The sequence below is a fragment of the Flexivirga sp. G2 genome (genome assembly GCF_055397625.1).
In genome coordinates this window covers 4424386-4442513 of the sequence record NZ_AP039675.1, presented here as the reverse complement: position 1 = coordinate 4442513, position 18128 = coordinate 4424386, and the positions used below count along the sequence as shown (strand labels likewise).

The 18128-nt window shown below is 65.8% G+C and carries 17 protein-coding genes; 11 read left to right on the top strand and 6 right to left on the bottom strand.

The window, feature by feature from the left end:
• Nucleotides 1-189: 189 nt before the first annotated feature.
• Nucleotides 190-1281 carry an inositol-3-phosphate synthase gene (locus tag ACZ50J_RS21480; protein ID WP_464299191.1) on the bottom strand — a complete coding sequence of 364 codons (1092 nt, stop codon included), beginning with the start codon at nucleotides 1279-1281 and terminating at the stop codon, nucleotides 190-192.
• Between the two features lie 3 nt (nucleotides 1282-1284).
• A complete protein-coding gene (locus ACZ50J_RS21475; protein WP_464299190.1) occupies nucleotides 1285-1956 on the bottom strand; it encodes a PadR family transcriptional regulator in 672 nt (223 codons plus the stop codon).
• Nucleotides 1957-2109: 153 nt separating this feature from the next.
• Between ACZ50J_RS21475 and ACZ50J_RS21470 the strand changes: the two genes are divergently transcribed.
• The 6 genes from ACZ50J_RS21470 to rplI all read left to right on the top strand — a co-directional run bounded on the left by ACZ50J_RS21470 (nucleotide 2110) and on the right by rplI (nucleotide 7738).
• Complete coding sequence (locus tag ACZ50J_RS21470; RefSeq protein ID WP_464299189.1) at nucleotides 2110-4404, top strand: transglycosylase domain-containing protein; 2295 nt, start codon at nucleotides 2110-2112, stop codon at nucleotides 4402-4404.
• Between the two features lie 60 nt (nucleotides 4405-4464).
• The gene (locus ACZ50J_RS21465) at nucleotides 4465-5826 is read left to right on the top strand and encodes a glycosyltransferase 87 family protein (RefSeq protein ID WP_464299188.1); all 1362 of its coding nucleotides are present in this window, start codon (nucleotides 4465-4467) and stop codon (nucleotides 5824-5826) included.
• A 163-nt stretch (nucleotides 5827-5989) separates the two neighbouring features.
• Nucleotides 5990-6277, top strand: a complete 288-nt coding sequence (gene rpsF, locus ACZ50J_RS21460) for a 30S ribosomal protein S6 (protein ID WP_464299187.1) — start codon at nucleotides 5990-5992, stop codon at nucleotides 6275-6277.
• A 29-nt stretch (nucleotides 6278-6306) separates the two neighbouring features.
• On the top strand, nucleotides 6307-6912 hold the full coding sequence (locus tag ACZ50J_RS21455; RefSeq protein ID WP_464299186.1) for a single-stranded DNA-binding protein: 606 nt from the start codon (nucleotides 6307-6309) through the stop codon (nucleotides 6910-6912).
• Between the two features lie 126 nt (nucleotides 6913-7038).
• Complete coding sequence (rpsR, locus tag ACZ50J_RS21450; protein ID WP_123272507.1) at nucleotides 7039-7275, top strand: 30S ribosomal protein S18; 237 nt, start codon at nucleotides 7039-7041, stop codon at nucleotides 7273-7275.
• Nucleotides 7276-7288: 13 nt separating this feature from the next.
• Nucleotides 7289-7738, top strand: a complete 450-nt coding sequence (gene rplI, locus ACZ50J_RS21445; RefSeq protein WP_464299185.1) for a 50S ribosomal protein L9 — start codon at nucleotides 7289-7291, stop codon at nucleotides 7736-7738.
• A 118-nt stretch (nucleotides 7739-7856) separates the two neighbouring features.
• Here rplI and ACZ50J_RS21440 read toward each other — a convergent pair whose 3' ends face one another.
• On the bottom strand, nucleotides 7857-9218 hold the full coding sequence (locus ACZ50J_RS21440; RefSeq protein ID WP_464299184.1) for an MATE family efflux transporter: 1362 nt from the start codon (nucleotides 9216-9218) through the stop codon (nucleotides 7857-7859).
• A 425-nt stretch (nucleotides 9219-9643) separates the two neighbouring features.
• On the opposite strand from ACZ50J_RS21440, the gene ACZ50J_RS21435 reads away from it, so the two are divergent.
• Together ACZ50J_RS21435 and ACZ50J_RS21430 are read left to right on the top strand one after the other, a co-directional pair.
• A complete protein-coding gene (locus tag ACZ50J_RS21435; RefSeq protein ID WP_464299183.1) occupies nucleotides 9644-10420 on the top strand; it encodes a C40 family peptidase in 777 nt (258 codons plus the stop codon).
• Nucleotides 10421-11009: 589 nt separating this feature from the next.
• Nucleotides 11010-12074 (top strand): C40 family peptidase, encoded by a 1065-nt coding sequence (locus ACZ50J_RS21430; RefSeq protein WP_464299182.1) that lies wholly within the window; start codon nucleotides 11010-11012, stop codon nucleotides 12072-12074.
• A 531-nt stretch (nucleotides 12075-12605) separates the two neighbouring features.
• Here the strand turns inward: ACZ50J_RS21430 and ACZ50J_RS21425 are convergent.
• Nucleotides 12606-12896, bottom strand: a complete 291-nt coding sequence (locus tag ACZ50J_RS21425; protein WP_464301393.1) for a hypothetical protein — start codon at nucleotides 12894-12896, stop codon at nucleotides 12606-12608.
• Here ACZ50J_RS21425 and ACZ50J_RS21420 point away from each other — a divergent pair.
• The gene (locus ACZ50J_RS21420; protein ID WP_464301381.1) at nucleotides 12817-13332 is read left to right on the top strand and encodes a DUF6318 family protein; all 516 of its coding nucleotides are present in this window, start codon (nucleotides 12817-12819) and stop codon (nucleotides 13330-13332) included. The genes ACZ50J_RS21425 and ACZ50J_RS21420 overlap by 80 nt on opposite strands.
• 460 nt (nucleotides 13333-13792) lie before the next feature.
• Complete coding sequence (locus ACZ50J_RS21415) at nucleotides 13793-14236, top strand: hypothetical protein (protein WP_464299181.1); 444 nt, start codon at nucleotides 13793-13795, stop codon at nucleotides 14234-14236.
• Between the two features lie 33 nt (nucleotides 14237-14269).
• On the opposite strand, the gene ACZ50J_RS21410 is transcribed toward ACZ50J_RS21415, so the two are convergent.
• Entirely contained in the window at nucleotides 14270-14671 is a 402-nt protein-coding gene (locus tag ACZ50J_RS21410) for a tautomerase family protein (RefSeq protein WP_464299180.1), read from the bottom strand.
• Nucleotides 14672-15167: 496 nt separating this feature from the next.
• Here ACZ50J_RS21410 and dnaB point away from each other — a divergent pair, with 496 nt between their 5' ends.
• Nucleotides 15168-16541 (top strand): replicative DNA helicase, encoded by a 1374-nt coding sequence (gene dnaB, locus ACZ50J_RS21405; RefSeq protein WP_464299179.1) that lies wholly within the window; start codon nucleotides 15168-15170, stop codon nucleotides 16539-16541.
• Between the two features lie 847 nt (nucleotides 16542-17388).
• On the opposite strand, the gene ACZ50J_RS21400 is transcribed toward dnaB, so the two are convergent.
• Nucleotides 17389-18003 carry a hypothetical protein gene (locus ACZ50J_RS21400; RefSeq protein WP_464299178.1) on the bottom strand — a complete coding sequence of 205 codons (615 nt, stop codon included), beginning with the start codon at nucleotides 18001-18003 and terminating at the stop codon, nucleotides 17389-17391.
• Nucleotides 18004-18128: the final 125 nt, after the last annotated feature.

Genomic DNA, 18128 nt, shown 5'->3' with positions numbered 1-18128 from the left:
CGGGTGAGAGGCGAGGCTCAAGCCGACCGGCCGAGAAGCCGGCCAAGGTGACAGGCAAGACCAACCGAGGGAACGACAAGCGGACGCCCGCGAGACGACGACCAGAACGGCGGGAGCCCCGGACGAACCAGTTCGTCCGGGGCTCCCGCCGTTCTGCGAGGAGTCAGAGCAAAAGACTCAGCAGAAGACTCAGCGCTGCTCGTCGCCGGCGATGAAGGCCTCGAGCTTGGCGCGGCCGAGGTTGTCCTCACGCTGCTCCGGCGGGGACTTCATCAGGTAGGACGAGGCCGACAGCAGCGGGCCGCCGATGCCACGGTCCTTGGCGATCTTCGCGGCGCGGATCGCGTCGATGATGATGCCGGCGGAGTTCGGGGAGTCCCAGACCTCGAGCTTGTACTCCAGGTTCAGCGGAACGTCACCGAAGGCGCGACCCTCGAGGCGGACGTAGGCCCACTTGCGGTCGTCCAGCCACTGCACGTAGTCCGACGGGCCGATGTGGACGTTGCGACCGTCCTTGATGCCGGCCAGCGGGCCGGTCAGGTTGGAGGTCACGGCCTGGGTCTTGGAGACCTTCTTGGACTCCAGGCGCTCGCGCTCGAGCATGTTCTTGAAGTCCATGTTGCCGCCGACGTTCAGCTGGTAGGTGCGGTCCAGCGTGACGCCGCGGTCCTCGAACAGCTTCGCCATGACGCGGTGGGTGATGGTCGCACCGACCTGGCTCTTGATGTCGTCGCCGACGATCGGGACACCGGCGGCCTCGAACTTCGCGGCCCACTCCGGGTCGGACGCGATGAAGACCGGCAGGGCGTTGACGAAGGCGACGCCCGCGTCGATGGCGCATTGGGCGTAGAACTTGTCGGCCTGCTCGGAGCCGACCGGCAGGTAGGAGACGAGCACGTCGGCCTGGGCGTCCTTGAGCGCCTGGACCACGTCGACCGGCTCGCTGTCGGCCTCGGTGATGGTCTGGGCGTAGTACTTGCCGATGCCGTCGAGGGTGGTGCCACGCTGGACGGTCACGCCGGTCGGCGGGACGTCGGCGATCTTGATGGTGTTGTTCTCGCTGGCGGTGATGGCCTCGGCCAGGTCGAAGCCGACCTTCTTGGCGTCGACGTCGAACGCGGCGACGAACTCGACGTCGCGCACGTGGTACTCGCCGAACTTCACGTGCATCAGGCCCGGCACGGTCGAGTCGGCCGGCGCGTCCTTGTAGTACTCAACGCCCTGCACGAGCGAGCTCGCGCAGTTACCGACGCCGACGATGGCGACGCGAATGGATCCCATTTCCTACTCCTTGTTGGATTCTTCGCTGGGGTCGGAGGATTGCTCCGAGATCTCCCCATCGACCGGCTGGTCGGCGGCGGCCGCCGTGCCGGGGTTGGTGGTGCGGTATGCCGATCGCTCTGTCTCGATCAGCTCGGACAGCCAGCGCACTTCACGTTCGGTGGATTCCAGACCGTGACGGTGCAGCTCGGCGGTGTATTTGTCGGTGCGCTCGCGACGCTGCCGGGACTGCTCCCGCGAGTCGTCGAGACGCTCCTCCAGCCGACTGCGGCGACCCTCCAGGATGCGCAACCGCACATCACTGCTGGCTCGGCCGAAGAAGGCGAAGTGGACGTCGAAGTTCTCGTCCTCCCACGACGCCGGCCCTGTCTGGGCCATGAGCGTCTGGAACTGCTCCTTGCCCTCCGCGGTCAGCTCGTAGGTGATCTTGCCGCGCTTGCCCGCGAGGCCGGGACCCTGGTGGTTCTGGCGGTCCTGGTCGTCGCCGGCGGTGCGCTCACTGATCCAGCCGCGCTCGACCAAGCCGCGAAGGCAGGGGTAGAGCGAGCCGAACGACACCGCACGGAACGCGCCGAGCACGCCGGACAGTTGCTTGCGCAACTCGTAACCGTGCAGCGGCTGATCGTGCAGCAGGCCCAGGATCGCGAGCTCGAGGATGGCGCCACGTCGTGACATGAGCTACCTCCTGGTGATCTCGCGGGGCTGTCGGGCTTGCCGGGTGTGTCCTGGAGCATACCGTACGATGTATCGAATCGATACATCGTGCAAATAGGGCGAGTCGTAGTTGCATGATTCCCGGTTCACTGACTCGGCGGTTACCCTTCATCAGTGACAGATGAGCAGGATGGGGCCGGTCGCGGCGCAGCCGGCGGTTCCTCGACGTCCGGCGGGCCGCGTCGCGCGCGCCGTACCGCGGCAGCCGGTGCCGGTGGGAACTCCGGCCGGCGTCGTACCAAGAAGGAACACGGGCTGGCCTTCAAGATCTTCTGGCGCACCGTGCTCGGCTTCGTCGCGCTCGGCCTGATCGGCGTGGTCGCGCTGGTGATCATCTATCTGCGCACGTCCATTCCGCAGCCGCAGGCCAACGCCGCCAAGCAGGTGTCGATCGTCTACTACAACGACGGCAAGACCGAGCTCGGGCGGTTCAGCACGGTCAACCGCGAGGACGTCAAGCTCGACAAGGTCCCCAAGCAGGTCCGCTACGAGTTCCTCGCGGCCGAGGACCGCAACTTCTACAAGAACTCCGGCGTCTCGGTCAGCGGCACCCTGCGCGCGGCCTGGAGCACACTGTCCGGCGGACAGGAGCAGGGTGGCTCGACCATCACCCAGCAGTACGTCAAGAACTACTTCCTGACCCAGGACCGCTCGGTCAAGCGCAAGGTCAACGAGATCATGATCGCGCTGAAGATCGACCGGAAGATGTCCAAGGACGACATCCTCGAGGCCTATCTCAACAACATCTACTTCGGTCGCGGCGCCTACGGCATACAGGCCGCATCGCAGGCGTACTTCGGTGTCGACATCGACAAGGTGGACGGCAGCCAGGGAGCCTTCCTCGCGTCCGTGATCAACGCCCCCGGTCTCTACGACCCGCAGTACGGCGCGGCTGCCGAGGCACGGGCCAACGCTCGCATGACCTACGTCCTCGACGGCATGGTCAAGGAGGGCTGGATGACGCCGGCGGAGCGTGCCAAGGCGCACATGCCGGTCTTCAAGAAGTACAACCCGAACGCCCAGCAGGTCTCCGGTCCGAACGGCTACATCGTCTCGGCGGTGCGATCCGAGCTGGAGAAGAAGCTGAAGCTGACGCCCGAGGACATCGACCGCGGCGGGCTGCGCATCACCACCACGATCGACAAGAACTCCCAGAAGGCCGCCGTCGACGCCGTGCACAAGAACGTCCCGTCGCAGACGGCGCGGCTCGACGCCCTGCACACCGGTCTGGTCGCCGAGAAGCCCGACGGCGCCGTCGTCGCGATGTATGGCGGCGAGGACGCGTCCAAGGAGATCAGCGCCGCGAATGATGCGCAGTTGCAGGGTGGTTCTAGCTTCAAGGCCTTCGGTCTGGCGGCCGCGCTGCAGGACGGTATGACGATGCAGACGCAGTTCAGCGGAGCATCGCCCCTGAAGCTGAAGGGATATTCCCAGCCCATCGTCAACGACAACGGTGAGCATTTCGGCATGCTCACTCTGGAGCGTGCGTTCGCGGTGTCCTCGAACACCGCCTTCGTCCGGCTCAATCAGGCCCTCGGCACCGGCAAGACGTTGGGTGCGGCGCAGCAGCTCGGCATCCCGTCGAGTTTGAAGGGGATGAATGCGCCGGTCGCAACCGACGTCCTTGGCAGCGTCGCCGTGCGAGTGATCGACATGGCCAACTCGTACAACACGATCAGTGCAGAGGGTAAGAAGGCCGACCCGTACTTCATCAAGAAGGTCAGCAGCGTGGCCGGTGATTACAGCTACGACGCACACCCGAACACGACGCAGGCGCTGCCCAAGGATGTCGCCGCCAATCTGGTCAACGGCATGACCGGTCCGCTGAAGGACGCCGACGGCACCGCGAACAAGACGGCCGGCCTGCTCCAGCGGCCAGCGGCCGGCAAGACCGGTACTTCGAGTTACTACAAGTCCGCCTGGTTCACCGGGTTCACGCCCGACCAGTTGACGGCCTCGGTCGGCATGTATGCCGGCAATGGCACGAAGGCCGGCACCGTCGGGCTGGACAAGGCGACGCACAACTCGTCGTTCTACGGTGGTGACATCCCGGCCACCATCTGGCGCGACTTCATGCAGGCCGCGCTCAAGGGTCAGCCGGTCGCCAAGCTGCCGAAGGCCACGGACGTGAAGTCGACCAAGACCTACTCGCCGCCGCCGGTGACCTCGACGTCGGAGGCGCCGACCAGCACCAGCACGAGCGCGACCCCGTCGTCCACGCCCAGTTCGTCGAGCAGCTCCTCGTCCAGCAGTTCGTCGAGCTCGACCAGCACGCCGAGCAGCACGACCACGACGCAGCCGCCGAGCCCGACCTCGACGGCGACGCCCACGAGCACCGTGCCGCTGCCGCCGCCACCGACTCTCGGCGGCCCCCAGCCGAAGGCATCCGACCCGAAGGCAACCCCGTAGGTGGCCTGACGTCATACAGGCACGTCCCGCGACGCAGGCTCGCGGGTTAGGCTCGCGGTCGTGCCTGTGCCCACCCGCCTGACCTCACCCAGCCGCGGCGAGGAGCCCGCGGCGCTCGCGACGCAGATCATCGGCGGGCCGACGGGTCGCTTCGCGGCCATCGGCCGACGTGGCTGGACGTATGTCGCGGCCATGTTGTCGGCGCTCGCCTCGGTGCTGGTCGCGCTCGGTGTGCTGCAGAAGAACCACTGTGTCGAGGACGGCTGGGGTTCGCCGGGCGCGCTGTGGCGGGCCTGCTACTCGGACCTGCCGGTCGGGTCGGGCGGCCCGAAGGGTGGCACCCCGTGGAGCGTCGGCGGCGCCGGGCACAACGAGCCGGTGCTCACCGCGATCCTGGACTGGCTGGTCAAGCAGCTCACGCCCGGCGGCAACGCGCTGGCCACCCAGCAGGTCTACTTCGCGATCGGCACGGTCATCATCGTTCTGCTGATCGCCCTCACCACGCTGGCGACCGCGTCGATGCTGCGCGATACCCCGTGGTTGGCGGCGCACGTCGCGCTCAGCCCGGTGCTGATCACCGCTGCGCTGGTGTCGTTCGACGCCCTCGGTGTCGCGCTCGCCGCGGTCGGTATGGCGCTGTGGGCCCGCCGCCACCCGGCCGCCGCCGGAATCCTGCTCGGCGCCGCGGTGATGGCACGCACCTACCCGCTGGTGCTGATCGGCGCGATCGTCCTGATCACGCTGCGCGACGGTGTGCGGGAGCCGCTGGTCCGCTTCCTGGCCGGCGCGGCCGGGGCGATCGTGGTCTGCCTAGGCATCGCCTACGCCATGGGCGGCGACCCGCTGGACCCCTACCGCGCCTGGTGGAACCAGCGCGCCGGGTATGGCGCACCGGCATACCTGCTGACCATCGCCCACCACCCGCTGCCGGCGGCGTCCGCGTCGATCATCGCGGTGCTCGGCTGGGTGGTGGCGTTCCTGATCGGGCTCTACCTGACGGGCCGGCCCGGCATGCGCACCCAGTTGGCACCGGTGGCGCTGACGATGCTGGTGATCGTGCTGCTGACCGGCAAGTCGATGTCGGTGCAGAGCTGCGTGTGGGTGCTGCCGCTGATGGCGCTGGTGGCGCTGCGGTGGCGCGAACACCTGCTGTGGGCGGGCGCGGAGGTCGTCTACTTCGTGATGACCTGGATGTTCATCGCGGGCCCGAGCAACACCGCGAAGGCGATGCCGGGCGCGGCATACGCCTTCTTCCTGCTGATCCGGATGATCGCGTATGTCGGCATCGCGTGGGCGTCGTGGGAGTCCTCGGAGGATCTGCCGCGCGATCCCGCTGATCCGTACGTCCCGCCGACGACCGACGGCTGGGCACGCGTCGAGCCCGTGACGGCGGACGACCGATTAACGCCCGACGCCGGTTGACCGATAAACTCGCTCTCGGCCCATTGCCGCCACTCCTGTCGGGGGTTGGCGGCATACTCGCGGAGACACCGGAAGTGGTGCGACCGGGGGTGCGGGCCACGCTGCAACCCTCCTGTCACGGAGACACCGTGACCGCTTGAGACCGAAGGAGGTGGGTTAACGCATGCGTCAGTACGAATTGATGATCATCATCGACCCCGAGCTCGACGAGCGCACGATCCAGCCCACGCTGGACAAGTTGCTCAAGGTCGTGACCACCGATGGCGGCAAGGTCGACAACACCGAGATCTGGGGTCGTCGTCGTCTTGCATACGACATCAAGAAGAAGTCCGAGGGCATCTACGCCGTTGTGACGATGACCGTCGAGTCGGCTACCGCCAAGGAGCTCGACCGCCAGCTGTCGCTCAACGAGCAGATCATGCGCACCAAGCTGCTGCGCGTGGACGCCTGAGACTCGACACCTAGCAAGGGAGTTCCGACATGGCCGCAGGCGACACCGTCATCACAGTCATCGGCAACCTGACCCAGGACCCGGAGTTGCGGTTCACGCCGTCCGGGGCTGCCGTCGCCAACTTCACCGTTGCGTCGACGCCGCGATTCATGGATCGGCAGACCAATGAGTGGAAGGACGGCGAAACGCTGTTCATGCGCTGCTCGGTATGGCGGGAGGCGGCCGAGAACGTCGCCGAGTCGCTGACCCGCGGTTCGCGCGTGATCGTGTCCGGTCGCCTGAAGTCCCGTTCGTGGGACGACAAGGAGACCGGCCAGAAGCGCACCACCATGGAGCTGGACGTCGACGAGGTCGGCCCGTCCCTGCGTTACGCAACCGCGAAGGTCAACAAGACCCAGCGCGGTGGCGGCGGGGGCCAGGGTGGCTTCGGCGGTGGCGGCCAGCAGGGTGGCGGCTTCGGCGGAAACTCCGGTGGCCAGGGTGGCTTCGGCGGCGGACAGCAGTCCGACCCGTGGGCCACCGGTGGTCAAGGTGGCGGCCAGCAGGGCGGGGGCCAGCCGGCCCAGCAGCCCGGTGGCGGCCAGCAGAGTGGCGGTTGGAGCACCGGCCCGTCATACGACGAGCCCCCGTTCTAACTTTCGCGGGTCGAGTAGCGGTGAGGTACGAGCCGCGTATCGAGACCACGACCACTCACACAACAACACGTTCAACCCCATCCCGAGTCACGACTCGGGCTCTCGATGAAGAAGGAGAGCACCACGATGGCTAAGCCCGTCATTCGCAAGCCCAAGAAGAAGGCCAACCCGCTGAAGTTGGCGAAGGTCGAAACGATCGACTACAAGGACGTTGCGTTGCTGCGCAAGTTCATCAGCGACCGCGGCAAGATTCGCGCGCGTCGGGTCACCGGCGTCTCCGTGCAGGAGCAGCGGCTGATCGCCACGGCGGTCAAGAACGCCCGCGAGATGGCCCTGCTGCCCTACTCGTCCTCGGCTCGCTGAAAGAAGTAACGCTATGAAGATCATCCTGACCCACGAGGTCGCCTCGCTCGGCGCTCCTGGTGACGTGGTCGAGGTCAAGGACGGCTACGCCCGTAACTACCTCCTGCCGCGCCACCTGGCCACGCCGTGGACCAAGGGCGGCCAGAAGCAGGTCGACGCGATCACCAAGGCGCGGGCCGCCCGTGCGGTGCAGTCGCTGGAGCAGGCCACCTCGCTGAAGGGCAACCTCGAGTCGACGGTCGTGCGGGTTCCCGCACGCGCCGGTGGCTCGGGCCGTCTCTTCGGTGCGGTCACCACCGCCGAGATCGCCGACGCGGTCAAGGCTGCCGGTGTCGGCTCGATCGACCGTCGTACCGTTCAGGTCGCGACCCCGATCCGTACCCTCGGCGCCCACCAGGTCAGCGTCAAGCTGCACCCGGAGGTCGAGGCCACGGTGAAGCTGGACGTCGTCGCTGCCAAGTGACGCGTTGAGCGTTCTGCGCTGACTCAGCTCGACAGGAGCCGGTCATCCCTTGCGAGGGGTGGCCGGCTCCTGTGCATATCCGGCGACCGTCGCCGGTTGGGGACGCGACGCCGGCCGTTCAGGCGCCGGTGACCATCCAGCGACCGGACCGCGCGCGCAGCCCCAGGCCGATCAGCCGGAACACCATGAACCCGGTGAACGCCCACCAGAGCATCAGCAGCGCGTGCCCCGGGCCGCCGTCGCGCAGGGCCGCCGCGTGGGTGTGCACCAGCCACAACAACGGCAGGTATGCCGCCAGCGCCGCGACCTGCAGCCAGGCGAGCGCCGGACCGTCCCCAGCGCCGATCAGCACGCCGTCCAGGACGAAGACCAGCCCGGCGATCGGCTGCCCGACGGCCAGCACGAGCAGCGCGACCGACAGGGCATCACGAACGGACCCGTCGCCGGTGAACAGCAGCGGCAGCACCGTGTGGACGGCCGCGACGATGATGCCCAGGCCGACGCCCATCCAGAAGCCCCACCAGAGCATGAGCCGGGTGGCGGCGCGGGTGCCGGCGACATCGTGTGCGCCGAGCGTTCGCCCGGTGATCGCCTGCGCGGCGATGGCGAGCGCGTCCAGGGCGAAGGCCAGGAAACCGAAGATCGTCATCGCCACCTGATGGGCCGCCAACGGCACGTCACCGAGCTCGGCCGCCGCCCAGGTGCTGGCCAGCATCGCGGCCCGCAGGGCAAGGGTGCGGACGAGGAGCGGGACCCCGAACCGGGCGACCGCCAGCACGCGCCCGGGGTGCGGTCGCAACGGTGCGCCGAGGCGTCGTGCGCGACGCAGCACGACCACGAGAAGCCCTGCGGCCAAAGCGGATTGAGCGATCACCGTGCCGAGCGCCGAGCCGGCGATGCCGAGCCCTGCGCCATACACGAAGAGGATGTTGAGTAACAGGTTGGTGGCGAATCCGGTGGTGGCGCCGATCAACGGCGTCCGGGTGTCCTGGAAGCCCCGCAGGACACCCGTTGCCGCGAGCACCGCGAGCATCCCGGGTATGCCGAACGCGCTGATCCGCAGGTAGGTCGTCGCTTCGTCGGCAACCGCGGGTGACGCGCCGAAGAGGTCGCAGATCGGCGCCGCGAAGATCGCGACGACGACGGTCGTGACCGCACCGAGCAGAAGCGACAGCCAGATGCCGTCGACGCCCGCGCCGACGGCCGCCGAGTCCTCTCCGGCGCCGAGCCGACGGGCGACGAGCGCGGTCGTGCCATAGGCAAGGAAGACGTAGATGTTCGCGGCGGTCAGCAGGGCCGCACTGGCCACGCCGAGGCCGGCCAGCTGGTCGGTGCCGAGATGTCCCACGATCGCCGAATCGGCCATCAGGAACAGGGGTTCCGCGACGAGCGCGAGGAACGCCGGGATCGCCAGCGAGAGGATCTGCCGATGTGTCGAGACCGTCGCAGCACTGCGCTGCGACGGAGGGCTGGCGGACACGCCCTTCAGGGTACGGGGCGGCTCCCGCCATACCCGCCGCGAGCGTCCGTCGTTGACGGACACGTAAGGCTCGTCCCGAAATGTGAGATACCAGCGTCTCATCCAGGAACCCTGTTCGTGTGACAGATGTGGCACTGAGCGGGTTTCGGCGGGCGGCGGAGCAACCGCGGAACGCCGCGGAATATCACGGAATGATCACGACTGACGCGCGCGTGCGCGCGTGGTCGGACCCCGGTCCGGTGGTGGACGGTTGTCCACAGATATCTCGGAACGACTTTGGGGAGGGGTTCCGATGCGTCATAGTCGATGACCGTGCCACCGGCTTCGGGGAGTCGAGTGCACAACGTGGGTGGGGCGAATGGTCCCGGGGCAACGGCGCCCGCACCCGCTTGTCACTGCAGTCCATTTGAAGGGTCCCTTGATTCATGGGTTCGTACTCCCCGCGTCACCTGAAGCGTGAGCCGAAGATTCTGAACAAGGTCGGTCGCCGAGGCGTTGCAGTTGCTGCCGCCGGCGCCGTCGTCGTACCGCTCGCCGGCATGGAGAGCGCATCTGCCGCTCCCAGCAGCGGCGCGGTCCAGGCAAGCTCCGTCCAGGCCGCCGGACACGTCCAGGCCGCCGGTCACGTCGCCGCAACCGTCCGGGTGGGTCCGACCGTCCGCTACGGCTCCCGCGGCACCGCGGTGAAGACCGTGCAGCGCAAGGTGCACGGCCTTGCGGTCGACGGCATCTTCGGTCCGCGCACCCGCACCAAGGTCAAGTCGTTCCAGCGCGCTCACCGACTCGTCGCCGACGGCATCGTCGGCCCGCTCACCTGGCGCGCGCTCGGTGGGTACTCCGGGTCATCGCCCGCGCCGAAGCCGGCTCCGACCTCCAACTCCTCGGTCGTGTCGATCGCGATGAGCCTGCGCGGCACGCCCTACCGCTACGGCGGGGCGTCGCGAGGCGGTTTCGACTGCTCGGGCTTCACGCAGTACGTCTACCGCCAGGCGGGCAAGAGCATCCCGCGTACGGCGTCGGCGCAGGCCGCCCGTGCGACCCGCGTGTCCAGCCCGCGTCCGGGCGACCTGATGTTCTGGGGTTACCCGGCATACCACGCCGGGATCTACCTCGGTGGCGGCAAGATGATCGCCGCGAGCCGTCCGGGCACCGTGGTCCACGTGCAGAGCGTGTGGGGCAGCCCCTACTACGGTCGCGTCTGACCGCAGTTCAGCACTTCCGACGAGCCCCGTCGGCCCTCGTGGCCGGCGGGGCTTCTCGCTGCCGCGCTACGGGCCGTCAGCGGCGGTCCGGCGCTCGAACGCTCCTGTGCGGCAACGGAATGCGAGCGGCCCGGTGGGGCCGGCCGGCCGGTCGATCGCGGGGCGGAGTTGCGCCCGCCGTTTTGTCCGCAGTCGGCGCTGAGAGCGTCGAGCCCGCGTGACGACGCGCCCGGGTCTCAACATATGAGATTTTCGCCAAAAAGTTTCGGTTCGGCGTGTCGTTCGAATGATTTGGGCGTTCGAAGTGTTACAAGCCGGTCACGATCCCGGGGATCGTTGAAATTGCAACACTAGAGCACTTCTGCTCCGCCAGCCACGCCAATTCACTCAAGTAACACGAGTAACACCTGTCACAAGGGCCAATTCGAGCCCATATTTCGCGTCTTTCACAGGTATTCACGCACCGGCATAGTCAGTGCTCGTGCAGCGCCTTCTTCGGGGAAGGAGTAGGCGACATCGGGGGATGACACGGCACGCGTGTCATCCCCCTGCGCGCGTTTCAGGACTGGACGAGCACCGAGAGGGTCACATGACCACGATTACTACTCCGAGACATCGCAAACCACGGCCTGGGCTGTCCGCCAAGGTCGCCCCGGCGATCACCTCCCGCAAGGGGCTGGTGGTGACCGGAACGCTCTTGAGCGTGCCGGCCACCGCAGCCAGCCTCGTGCAGGCCGCTCCGTCGTACGCCGATCCCGGCAGCGGCACGAGCGGAGCGTCGGGGCAGCGCAGCAGCGCAACGACGAGCGCCGTACGAACGGCGTCGCCGAAAACCGTGGTGACGGTGCGTTACGGATCAACAGGAACCTATGTCAAGACCGTGCAGCAGCGGCTGGGCGGACTGACGGTCGACGGCGTGTTCGGGACGCGCACGCTGGCGAAGGTGAAGGCCTTCCAGCAGGCGCATCACCTGGTCGCCGACGGCATCGTCGGTCCGTTGACCTGGACGGCTCTGGGGGGCTTCCCGGGCTCGTCGCCGACGCCCACGCCGCCGCCCAAGACGCCGACACCGCCCACCTGCCAGGTGACGGTGTTGCGGTATGGCGCAACGGGATCCGCCGTGTCCAGTGCCCAGAGCAAACTGGGTGGCGTCGCGGTGGATGGCGTCTTCGGCGCCGCAACGTTGTCGCGCGTGAAGTCGTTCCAGAGCAGCAAGGGTCTCGTTGCCGACGGCATCGTCGGCCCGCTGACCTGGAGCGCGTTGGGCGGCTACCAGTGCGGTACCAACCCGACTCCGCCACCGTCGAACGGCAGCGGTCTTTCCCAGGTCGTGTCGATCGCCAAGAAGTACCTCGGCGTTCCGTACGTCTGGGGCGGCTCGACGCCCTCGCAGGGCTTCGACTGCTCGGGCCTCACGTCATACGTCTACAAGCAGGCGGGCCTGTCCATCCCACGGACGGCCAGCCAGCAGCAGGCGTACATGAAGCGCACGACCGCGCCGCAGCCCGGAGACCTGGTCTTCTTCGGGTCGCCGGCGTACCACGTGGGCATCTATGTGAGCCCGGGCATGATGATCGCGGCGCCGGTCCCCGGTGACGTCGTCAAGCTGCAGAGCATCTGGACCACGCCGACCAACTACGGCACCTTGCGCTGATCTTCGGTTCACGCATCCGGTCCCGGCGGCCACGGTCACTCCTCGAGTGGCCGTGGCCGCTTTGCATGCCAACGGATGGTTGATGAAGCCGATGGTGGTTGAGGAGTTCGCGAGGTACGAGCGAACGTCTCGAAACCACCACGTTTCTGTCCCTGAGAGCGCGTGAGGAACCACATCCCGAGGTGGCCGAGCAGCCGTGGGGAGGTGGCCGAGGAGATCGCGAGGTACGAGTGAACGTCTCGAGGTCCCGACACGCACACCGAGAGGTTGTGGGGAGGTTGCCGAGGAGATCGCGAGGTACGAGTGAACGTCTCGAGGTCCCGATACGCACATTGAGAGGTCGACAGGTGTCGCGAGAGCTGCTCCTCGCAGCATCCACTGACCGCTCGCCACGACCGACACTCTGGCTGGATCGGACTCATCCGACGCCCTGTGGATAACTCCTGCGTCCGGACGATGAGATGCGACATGATCCGGGAGTCGGTATGCCGGGTGAGCCACCCTTCTTGACCAAGCCTTTAAGGAAGCGGCTCACTTTCGCCGTGATGGGTGACCCATAATCACGGGGCACTCAGGTTCCACACAGGGGAGGGTTTCACCAATGCGCACAACACGTGCCATGGGCGCTGCTGCGACGTTGTTCGCCGTCGTGGCAGCGGCAGGATGCAGCGGCGGATCGAGTGGTGGGGGCACGTCGTCGACTGCATCGCACACCGCGAAGGGCATCGCGTCCGGGGAATCCATGCCACCGCAGACCTCGACCACGAGCTCGCCGAGTTCATCGGCCAGCAGTACGTCGGCAACGCCGACGTCCAGCGGCACAGCTGCCGGCGCTCCCGGTGTTCCGGAGCGGGCCAGGCAACACACGAAGGCAGGAGCCCAGGCGTTCGTGGTCCACTACTTGAACGTCATGAACAAAGCTGCCGAGAAGCCAACGGCCAAACCGCTTGCACCGATATCGGAGCCAAATTGCAAGACCTGTGCGGAATGGGCCGAGGTATTTACGACGCTCATTAAAGACGGAACGCATTATGACGCACCAGTATTTGGCATTCCGCCAAAAATGCGCCCATTAAAGATTGACGATTCCACGTACCACTTGTTCTTCACCCTCAAGCAATCGGCTGCGAACATCCGAAAAGTTCAAAGCAAGGCGATCACAGTTCGCGGGAAGACCAGCTCGATGAACGTTGTCTTCGAGTTAAATTGGACAAATGAGGGTTGGCGCACAGGCGAGGTTCAAAAGAATGAAGGGTAGAAGTGCGAGTGGCGGAGTATTCGTCATTGTCGCGGCTATGCTTGTTGCCCCCGCTTTGCGTAGCCCGGCATATGGCTGTGGGCAGTTTGAAACCAAGTGCGTAGAAGACGGCGGAGCGACCTATACGGGCCGGACCGCACGAGAAACTAGCCAACTGCCACGACATGGTCCCGAGCCAGTCCCGGGAAAGCATGGAAAAGTCACAATCAAGGTAGTCCCGTATGAATACTGGACGCCGATGGCATGCCCGGCAAACACCGATCCAGACAAGACTGAGGTGGGCTGCGAAAAGGCGTTCAAGACCTGCGTTAATGTCAAAAACGCCGTCGGGCCCCTTGTGCGGATTGAGTTCCGTGCGAAACTCCCGAAACATAAATTCGGTCCATGGCAGTACGCTGGCGAGACGTGCTGGCCCAATTTGGTACCTAGCGCCAAGTCCAAGCCGCATCTCACAGTCGCAATGATCAATTCGGCCTTCATCAAGACACCGTTCGTCAAGCCGAAGGCCACGATGGAACCTGTCGGCAACCGGACGCTGGTGAATCTGCCCAACTACTTCACTGCCGACTTCTCGGGTCCCGGGTACGGGCCTGACAAGGTGCGGACCGTGACGCTGCTGGGCCACAAGGTTCGGATCAAGCCGGTGCTCAAGTCGAACACCTTCCATTTCGGCGACGGTGCCTCGCTCGGACCGACCGTGTCGCGGGGCGGCGGCTACCCGAACGGGGACGTCAAGCACACCTACCTCAAGCGCGGAAGCTTCGGCGCTTCGGTCACGACGGTCTACGGTGGCCAGTTCGCGGTCGACGGTGGCCGGTTCACCGATCTCCCCGGCACGGCCACGATCACCGGTCCCGCGCAACCGATCCAGGTCCTTGAGGCGAAGGGCAGACTGGTTCGGTAGTCCGGAGTCCGGGAGACGCCTGGGGCCTCGAGCTCACGTCGTACCGGCAACAGGCCCCAGGGCGAGCACCTGCGCTTCACCATCGCCCCACGAATAGTCGGCCGGACCGTTCTCGGTGAGGATCACCGCAACGTCCTGCGAACGCACGCCCACGGCGACCAGGCCATCCCGGATGGCCCGGTACAGCCGCTGCTTCATCTCGTCGCTGCGTCCGCGGATCAAGGTGATCTGGATGAACACGACATCCCGTCGAGCCACGTCGAGGTATGTCGGATCGGCGATCAGTTCATCGCCCGCGTGCGTGGTCAGAAGGTGGAATCGGTCGCCCTCCGGGATGCCGACCGCCGTCACGAACGCGCGATGCACCGCGTCGGAGATGGCCCGTCGCTGCTCCGGATCGCGGTCGCGGTTGACGTCGATTCTGACGATGGGCATAGCAGGCTCCTCCGTGGCGGCGACGATGACGAGATCGAAGACGTGCTGCCGCCGGGGATGCATCTCCGATCGCTTCGTGTGTGTACGACGACACAGCGCCTCCGAACGTGACACCGAGCCCGCCGGCCACCGGCCGATGGGAGCCGTACATCTGCTGTGTGCGCCTCCCGGCCTGTGGGTAACTCACGCCACAGCTGCGCCGAAACTTTTTCTTGTGCACAGCCGTCATCGTGCGTTTACGCAGTTCAGAGGACTGTCGGCAGTGGCCCGGTGAAGATATCCACAGCTTCGTCCCCAGGGCGTGCACACGCCGAGCCGCACCTCTCCACACCTTGTCCACAAGTTGTCCAGAGCCCATCTGAGCGGATGTTTGCAGGGTGCGCCGGAAGGTTCTAGCGTGGCGTCTTCGCGTGTCGCGCACCCTCGTCAGGCCTCACTGTCACACCCTTGTGGTGCAGTCGACACATGTTCGAAAACGGTGGTAAGGAGAGCGTGCGTGGCGATTGCTGAACTTCCCCCGGACTACACCGACGAAGGTGGGCACGGGGGCGGCATGGTCCCGCCGCAGGATGTGCCTGCCGAGCAGTCGGTGCTGGGCAGCATGCTGCTGTCGAAGGACGCTATCGCGGACGCTGCGGAGTCGGTCGACGGCCGGGACTTCTACCGCCCGGCACACGAGTCGATCTACGAAGCCATCATCGACCTCTACGGCCGCGGCGAGCCGGCCGACGCCATCACCGTCGCCGACGAGCTGACCAAGCGCGGCGAGTTGAGCCGCATCGGCGGGCAGGCCTACCTGCACGAGCTGATCCAGGGCGTGCCGACCGCCGCCAACGCCGGCTACTACGCCGAGATCGTCGCCGAGCGAGCGGTCCTGCGCCGACTGGTGACCGCCGGCACCCGGATCGTGCAGATGGGGTATGCCGACGGAGGTGGCGACGTCGTCGACGTCATCAACGCTGCACAGGCCGAGGTCTTCGGCGTCACCGCCGGCAAGGAGGCCGAGGACTACGTCCGGCTCGGCGAGATCATTGCCGACACGGCCGACGAGATCGACGCCGCCAGCAGCACCAACGGTCAAATGGTCGGCGTACCAACGGGATTCACCGACCTCGACGCACTCACCAACGGTCTGCACCCGGGTCAGATGATCGTCATCGCAGCCCGACCCGCGGTCGGCAAGTCGACGATCGGCCTCGACATCGCCCGGGCATGCTCCATCAAGGCCGGTATGGCGTCGGCCATCTTCTCGCTCGAGATGAGCAAGACCGAGATCTCCATGCGTCTGCTGTCGGCCGAGGGCGGCATACAGCTGCAGCACATGCGCAAGGGCACCATGCGCGACGAGGACTGGACGCGCCTGGCGACCACGATGGGCAAAGTGGCGGATGCGCCTCTGTTCATTGATGATTCGCCGAACATGTCGCTCATGGAGATCCGCTCCAAGTGCCGTCGGCTCAAGGAGCGCAACGACCTGAAGCTGGTCGTCATCGACTATCTGCAGCTGATGACGTCAGGTAAGCGCGTCGAGTCGCGCCAGCAGGAGGTGTCGGAGTTCTCCCGTGCGCTGAAGCTGCTCGCCAAGGAGATCAACGTCCCGGTGATCGCGATCTCCCAGCTCAACCGTGGTCCTGAGCAGCGCACCGACAAGCGTCCGCAGATGTCCGACCTGCGTGAGTCCGGTTCGATCGAGCAGGACGCCGACATGGTGATCCTGCTGCACCGCGAGGACTCCTACGACCGCGAGTCCGAACGCGCCGGCGAGGCCGACCTGATCGTGGCCAAGCACCGTAACGGCCCGACCGACACGATCACCGTTGCCTTCCAGGGTCACTATTCACGCTTCACTAATATGGCGCAGAACTTCTGATCATCATTGTCGAGATGCAGCGTAAATGTCTGTCGAGATGCACCGAAGATTGAAATTTCGGCGTGGTACTTAAAGTACCGAGTACTTTTGTCGAGATGCACTGAAGATTGAAATGTCGGCCTGGTACTTAAAGTACCGAGTACTTTTGGGGTGACTTGGGGGTGCGTGAGCGGCTCGATGACGCTACGGAGAGCTCGGTACTTTAACTACGGCGCATCCCGCCGGCGGTTTCGATGTGGCATCAGCGCAGTTCAGCGCGCTGGGCCGTGAGAACGATTCTCATCTCACAAGTTACTTGCGCGTACAGCCTGTGAAACGAAACGTGTGACTTCGCCGTGTCCGGGCGCCGGTGACTTGGAGGTCGCCGACAGACTTCGGATGCAGCTAGGACCGCACGTCATGTGCAGCGAGGACAGATTGATCCGCTGTGTGTAAGGGCCATCGCACCGTGTTTCGTACGATGCTCCTGTCCCGGTGAGACATCCGGACGGGTCTTACGGGACCGGCACCGCTACGCCGGGGGCCGGGACCGCGCCCCGACGCGCGGGTTGGCCGTTGGTGGGACCGCATGCGGAAGTCTGTCGATTGATCCGGGACCAAGTGGCGGCGGGGCAATTCGTTGGTTTGAGAAGCGGGCCTTCGGGTTCCCGGGCTGAAGCTAGCGCCGGCGGGACCGCACGAATATCACCAGACCGACGACGGTGACCGCGAGGATGAAGAGCCACAGCGGGCCACTAGACCCTGACGTCGGCCCAGCGGCAAATCCAAGGAGCATGTGAGTCTCTTCATTCTTCGTCGGCAACCCGACATCTTTTGTCGAGAAGTGAGCGCGGCTCTAGTTGGTCGATCACGGGTTGACTGCGCTCAAGTATTTGCTCGCACCGCGGTACAGCTGACGCGTCCGAGGCAACGTAGCAATCACGAACATCAGAAGGGCGATGGCGACGATCGAAAACCAGCGCTGGGTGTTCCAGAACGTGATGACTGCACCGGTGATGCCGACGGTTGCGATCGGCAGTGCCCACCTCTGGTTACTGCGAAGATCGCAGATCGTTTGTGCGGCGCGCGTCTCGACGTATCGCAGCAGCGGATCCCCGCTGGGCCGACCCTCACGCACATGGCGTCGCAGTTGTTTGCGTTGAGCGCGCGGCAACCCCAGCGGTAACGGCGTCCACCCCACCCGGCGGCGCTGGCGGATCAACCGTCGCCACATCCAAACGGCGAACACCAAAACCACCAGCGACATGAGAAAAAACAGTCCGACCACCCACCACGGACGATCCACGTGGTGCTCGCGTCGGTGACGTGCGGAGTGCGGCACGATGAACACCTCAAGCACCACGACAACCGCAAGCGCAGGGATCAGACGCGCCAGGTACCGGCGACGAGCTCGGCGCGTTAGAGCAGCCACTTCATTTTCAAGGCCTGGCGGCACCGGGATCTTCTCTGTTTGCACACTCATCAGACTCACGATCGCCAACCGTGAGCGATGCTGTGTTGACTGTAATGACACCAGACCGTGACGTTACGACACGCCAACGACGGCGGAACCTATCTCGATCAACCGCATACGGAACGCCTGACGAA

What these genes read in the sequence shown, in the direction of transcription:
- ACZ50J_RS21480 (WP_464299191.1), bottom strand. Translation starts at nt 1,281, where the DNA reads ATGGGATCCATTCGCGTCGCCATCGTCGGCGTCGGTAACTGCGCGAGC.
- ACZ50J_RS21475 (WP_464299190.1), bottom strand. Translation starts at nt 1,956, where the DNA reads ATGTCACGACGTGGCGCCATCCTCGAGCTCGCGATCCTGGGCCTGCTG.
- rpsF (WP_464299187.1), top strand. Translation starts at nt 5,990, where the DNA reads ATGCGTCAGTACGAATTGATGATCATCATCGACCCCGAGCTCGACGAG.
- ACZ50J_RS21455 (WP_464299186.1), top strand. Translation starts at nt 6,307, where the DNA reads ATGGCCGCAGGCGACACCGTCATCACAGTCATCGGCAACCTGACCCAG.
- rpsR (WP_123272507.1), top strand. Translation starts at nt 7,039, where the DNA reads ATGGCTAAGCCCGTCATTCGCAAGCCCAAGAAGAAGGCCAACCCGCTG.
- rplI (WP_464299185.1), top strand. Translation starts at nt 7,289, where the DNA reads ATGAAGATCATCCTGACCCACGAGGTCGCCTCGCTCGGCGCTCCTGGT.
- ACZ50J_RS21435 (WP_464299183.1), top strand. Translation starts at nt 9,644, where the DNA reads ATGGGTTCGTACTCCCCGCGTCACCTGAAGCGTGAGCCGAAGATTCTG.
- ACZ50J_RS21430 (WP_464299182.1), top strand. Translation starts at nt 11,010, where the DNA reads ATGACCACGATTACTACTCCGAGACATCGCAAACCACGGCCTGGGCTG.
- ACZ50J_RS21420 (WP_464301381.1), top strand. Translation starts at nt 12,817, where the DNA reads ATGCCACCGCAGACCTCGACCACGAGCTCGCCGAGTTCATCGGCCAGC.
- ACZ50J_RS21415 (WP_464299181.1), top strand. Translation starts at nt 13,793, where the DNA reads ATGATCAATTCGGCCTTCATCAAGACACCGTTCGTCAAGCCGAAGGCC.
- ACZ50J_RS21410 (WP_464299180.1), bottom strand. Translation starts at nt 14,671, where the DNA reads ATGCCCATCGTCAGAATCGACGTCAACCGCGACCGCGATCCGGAGCAG.
- ACZ50J_RS21400 (WP_464299178.1), bottom strand. Translation starts at nt 18,003, where the DNA reads ATGAGTGTGCAAACAGAGAAGATCCCGGTGCCGCCAGGCCTTGAAAAT.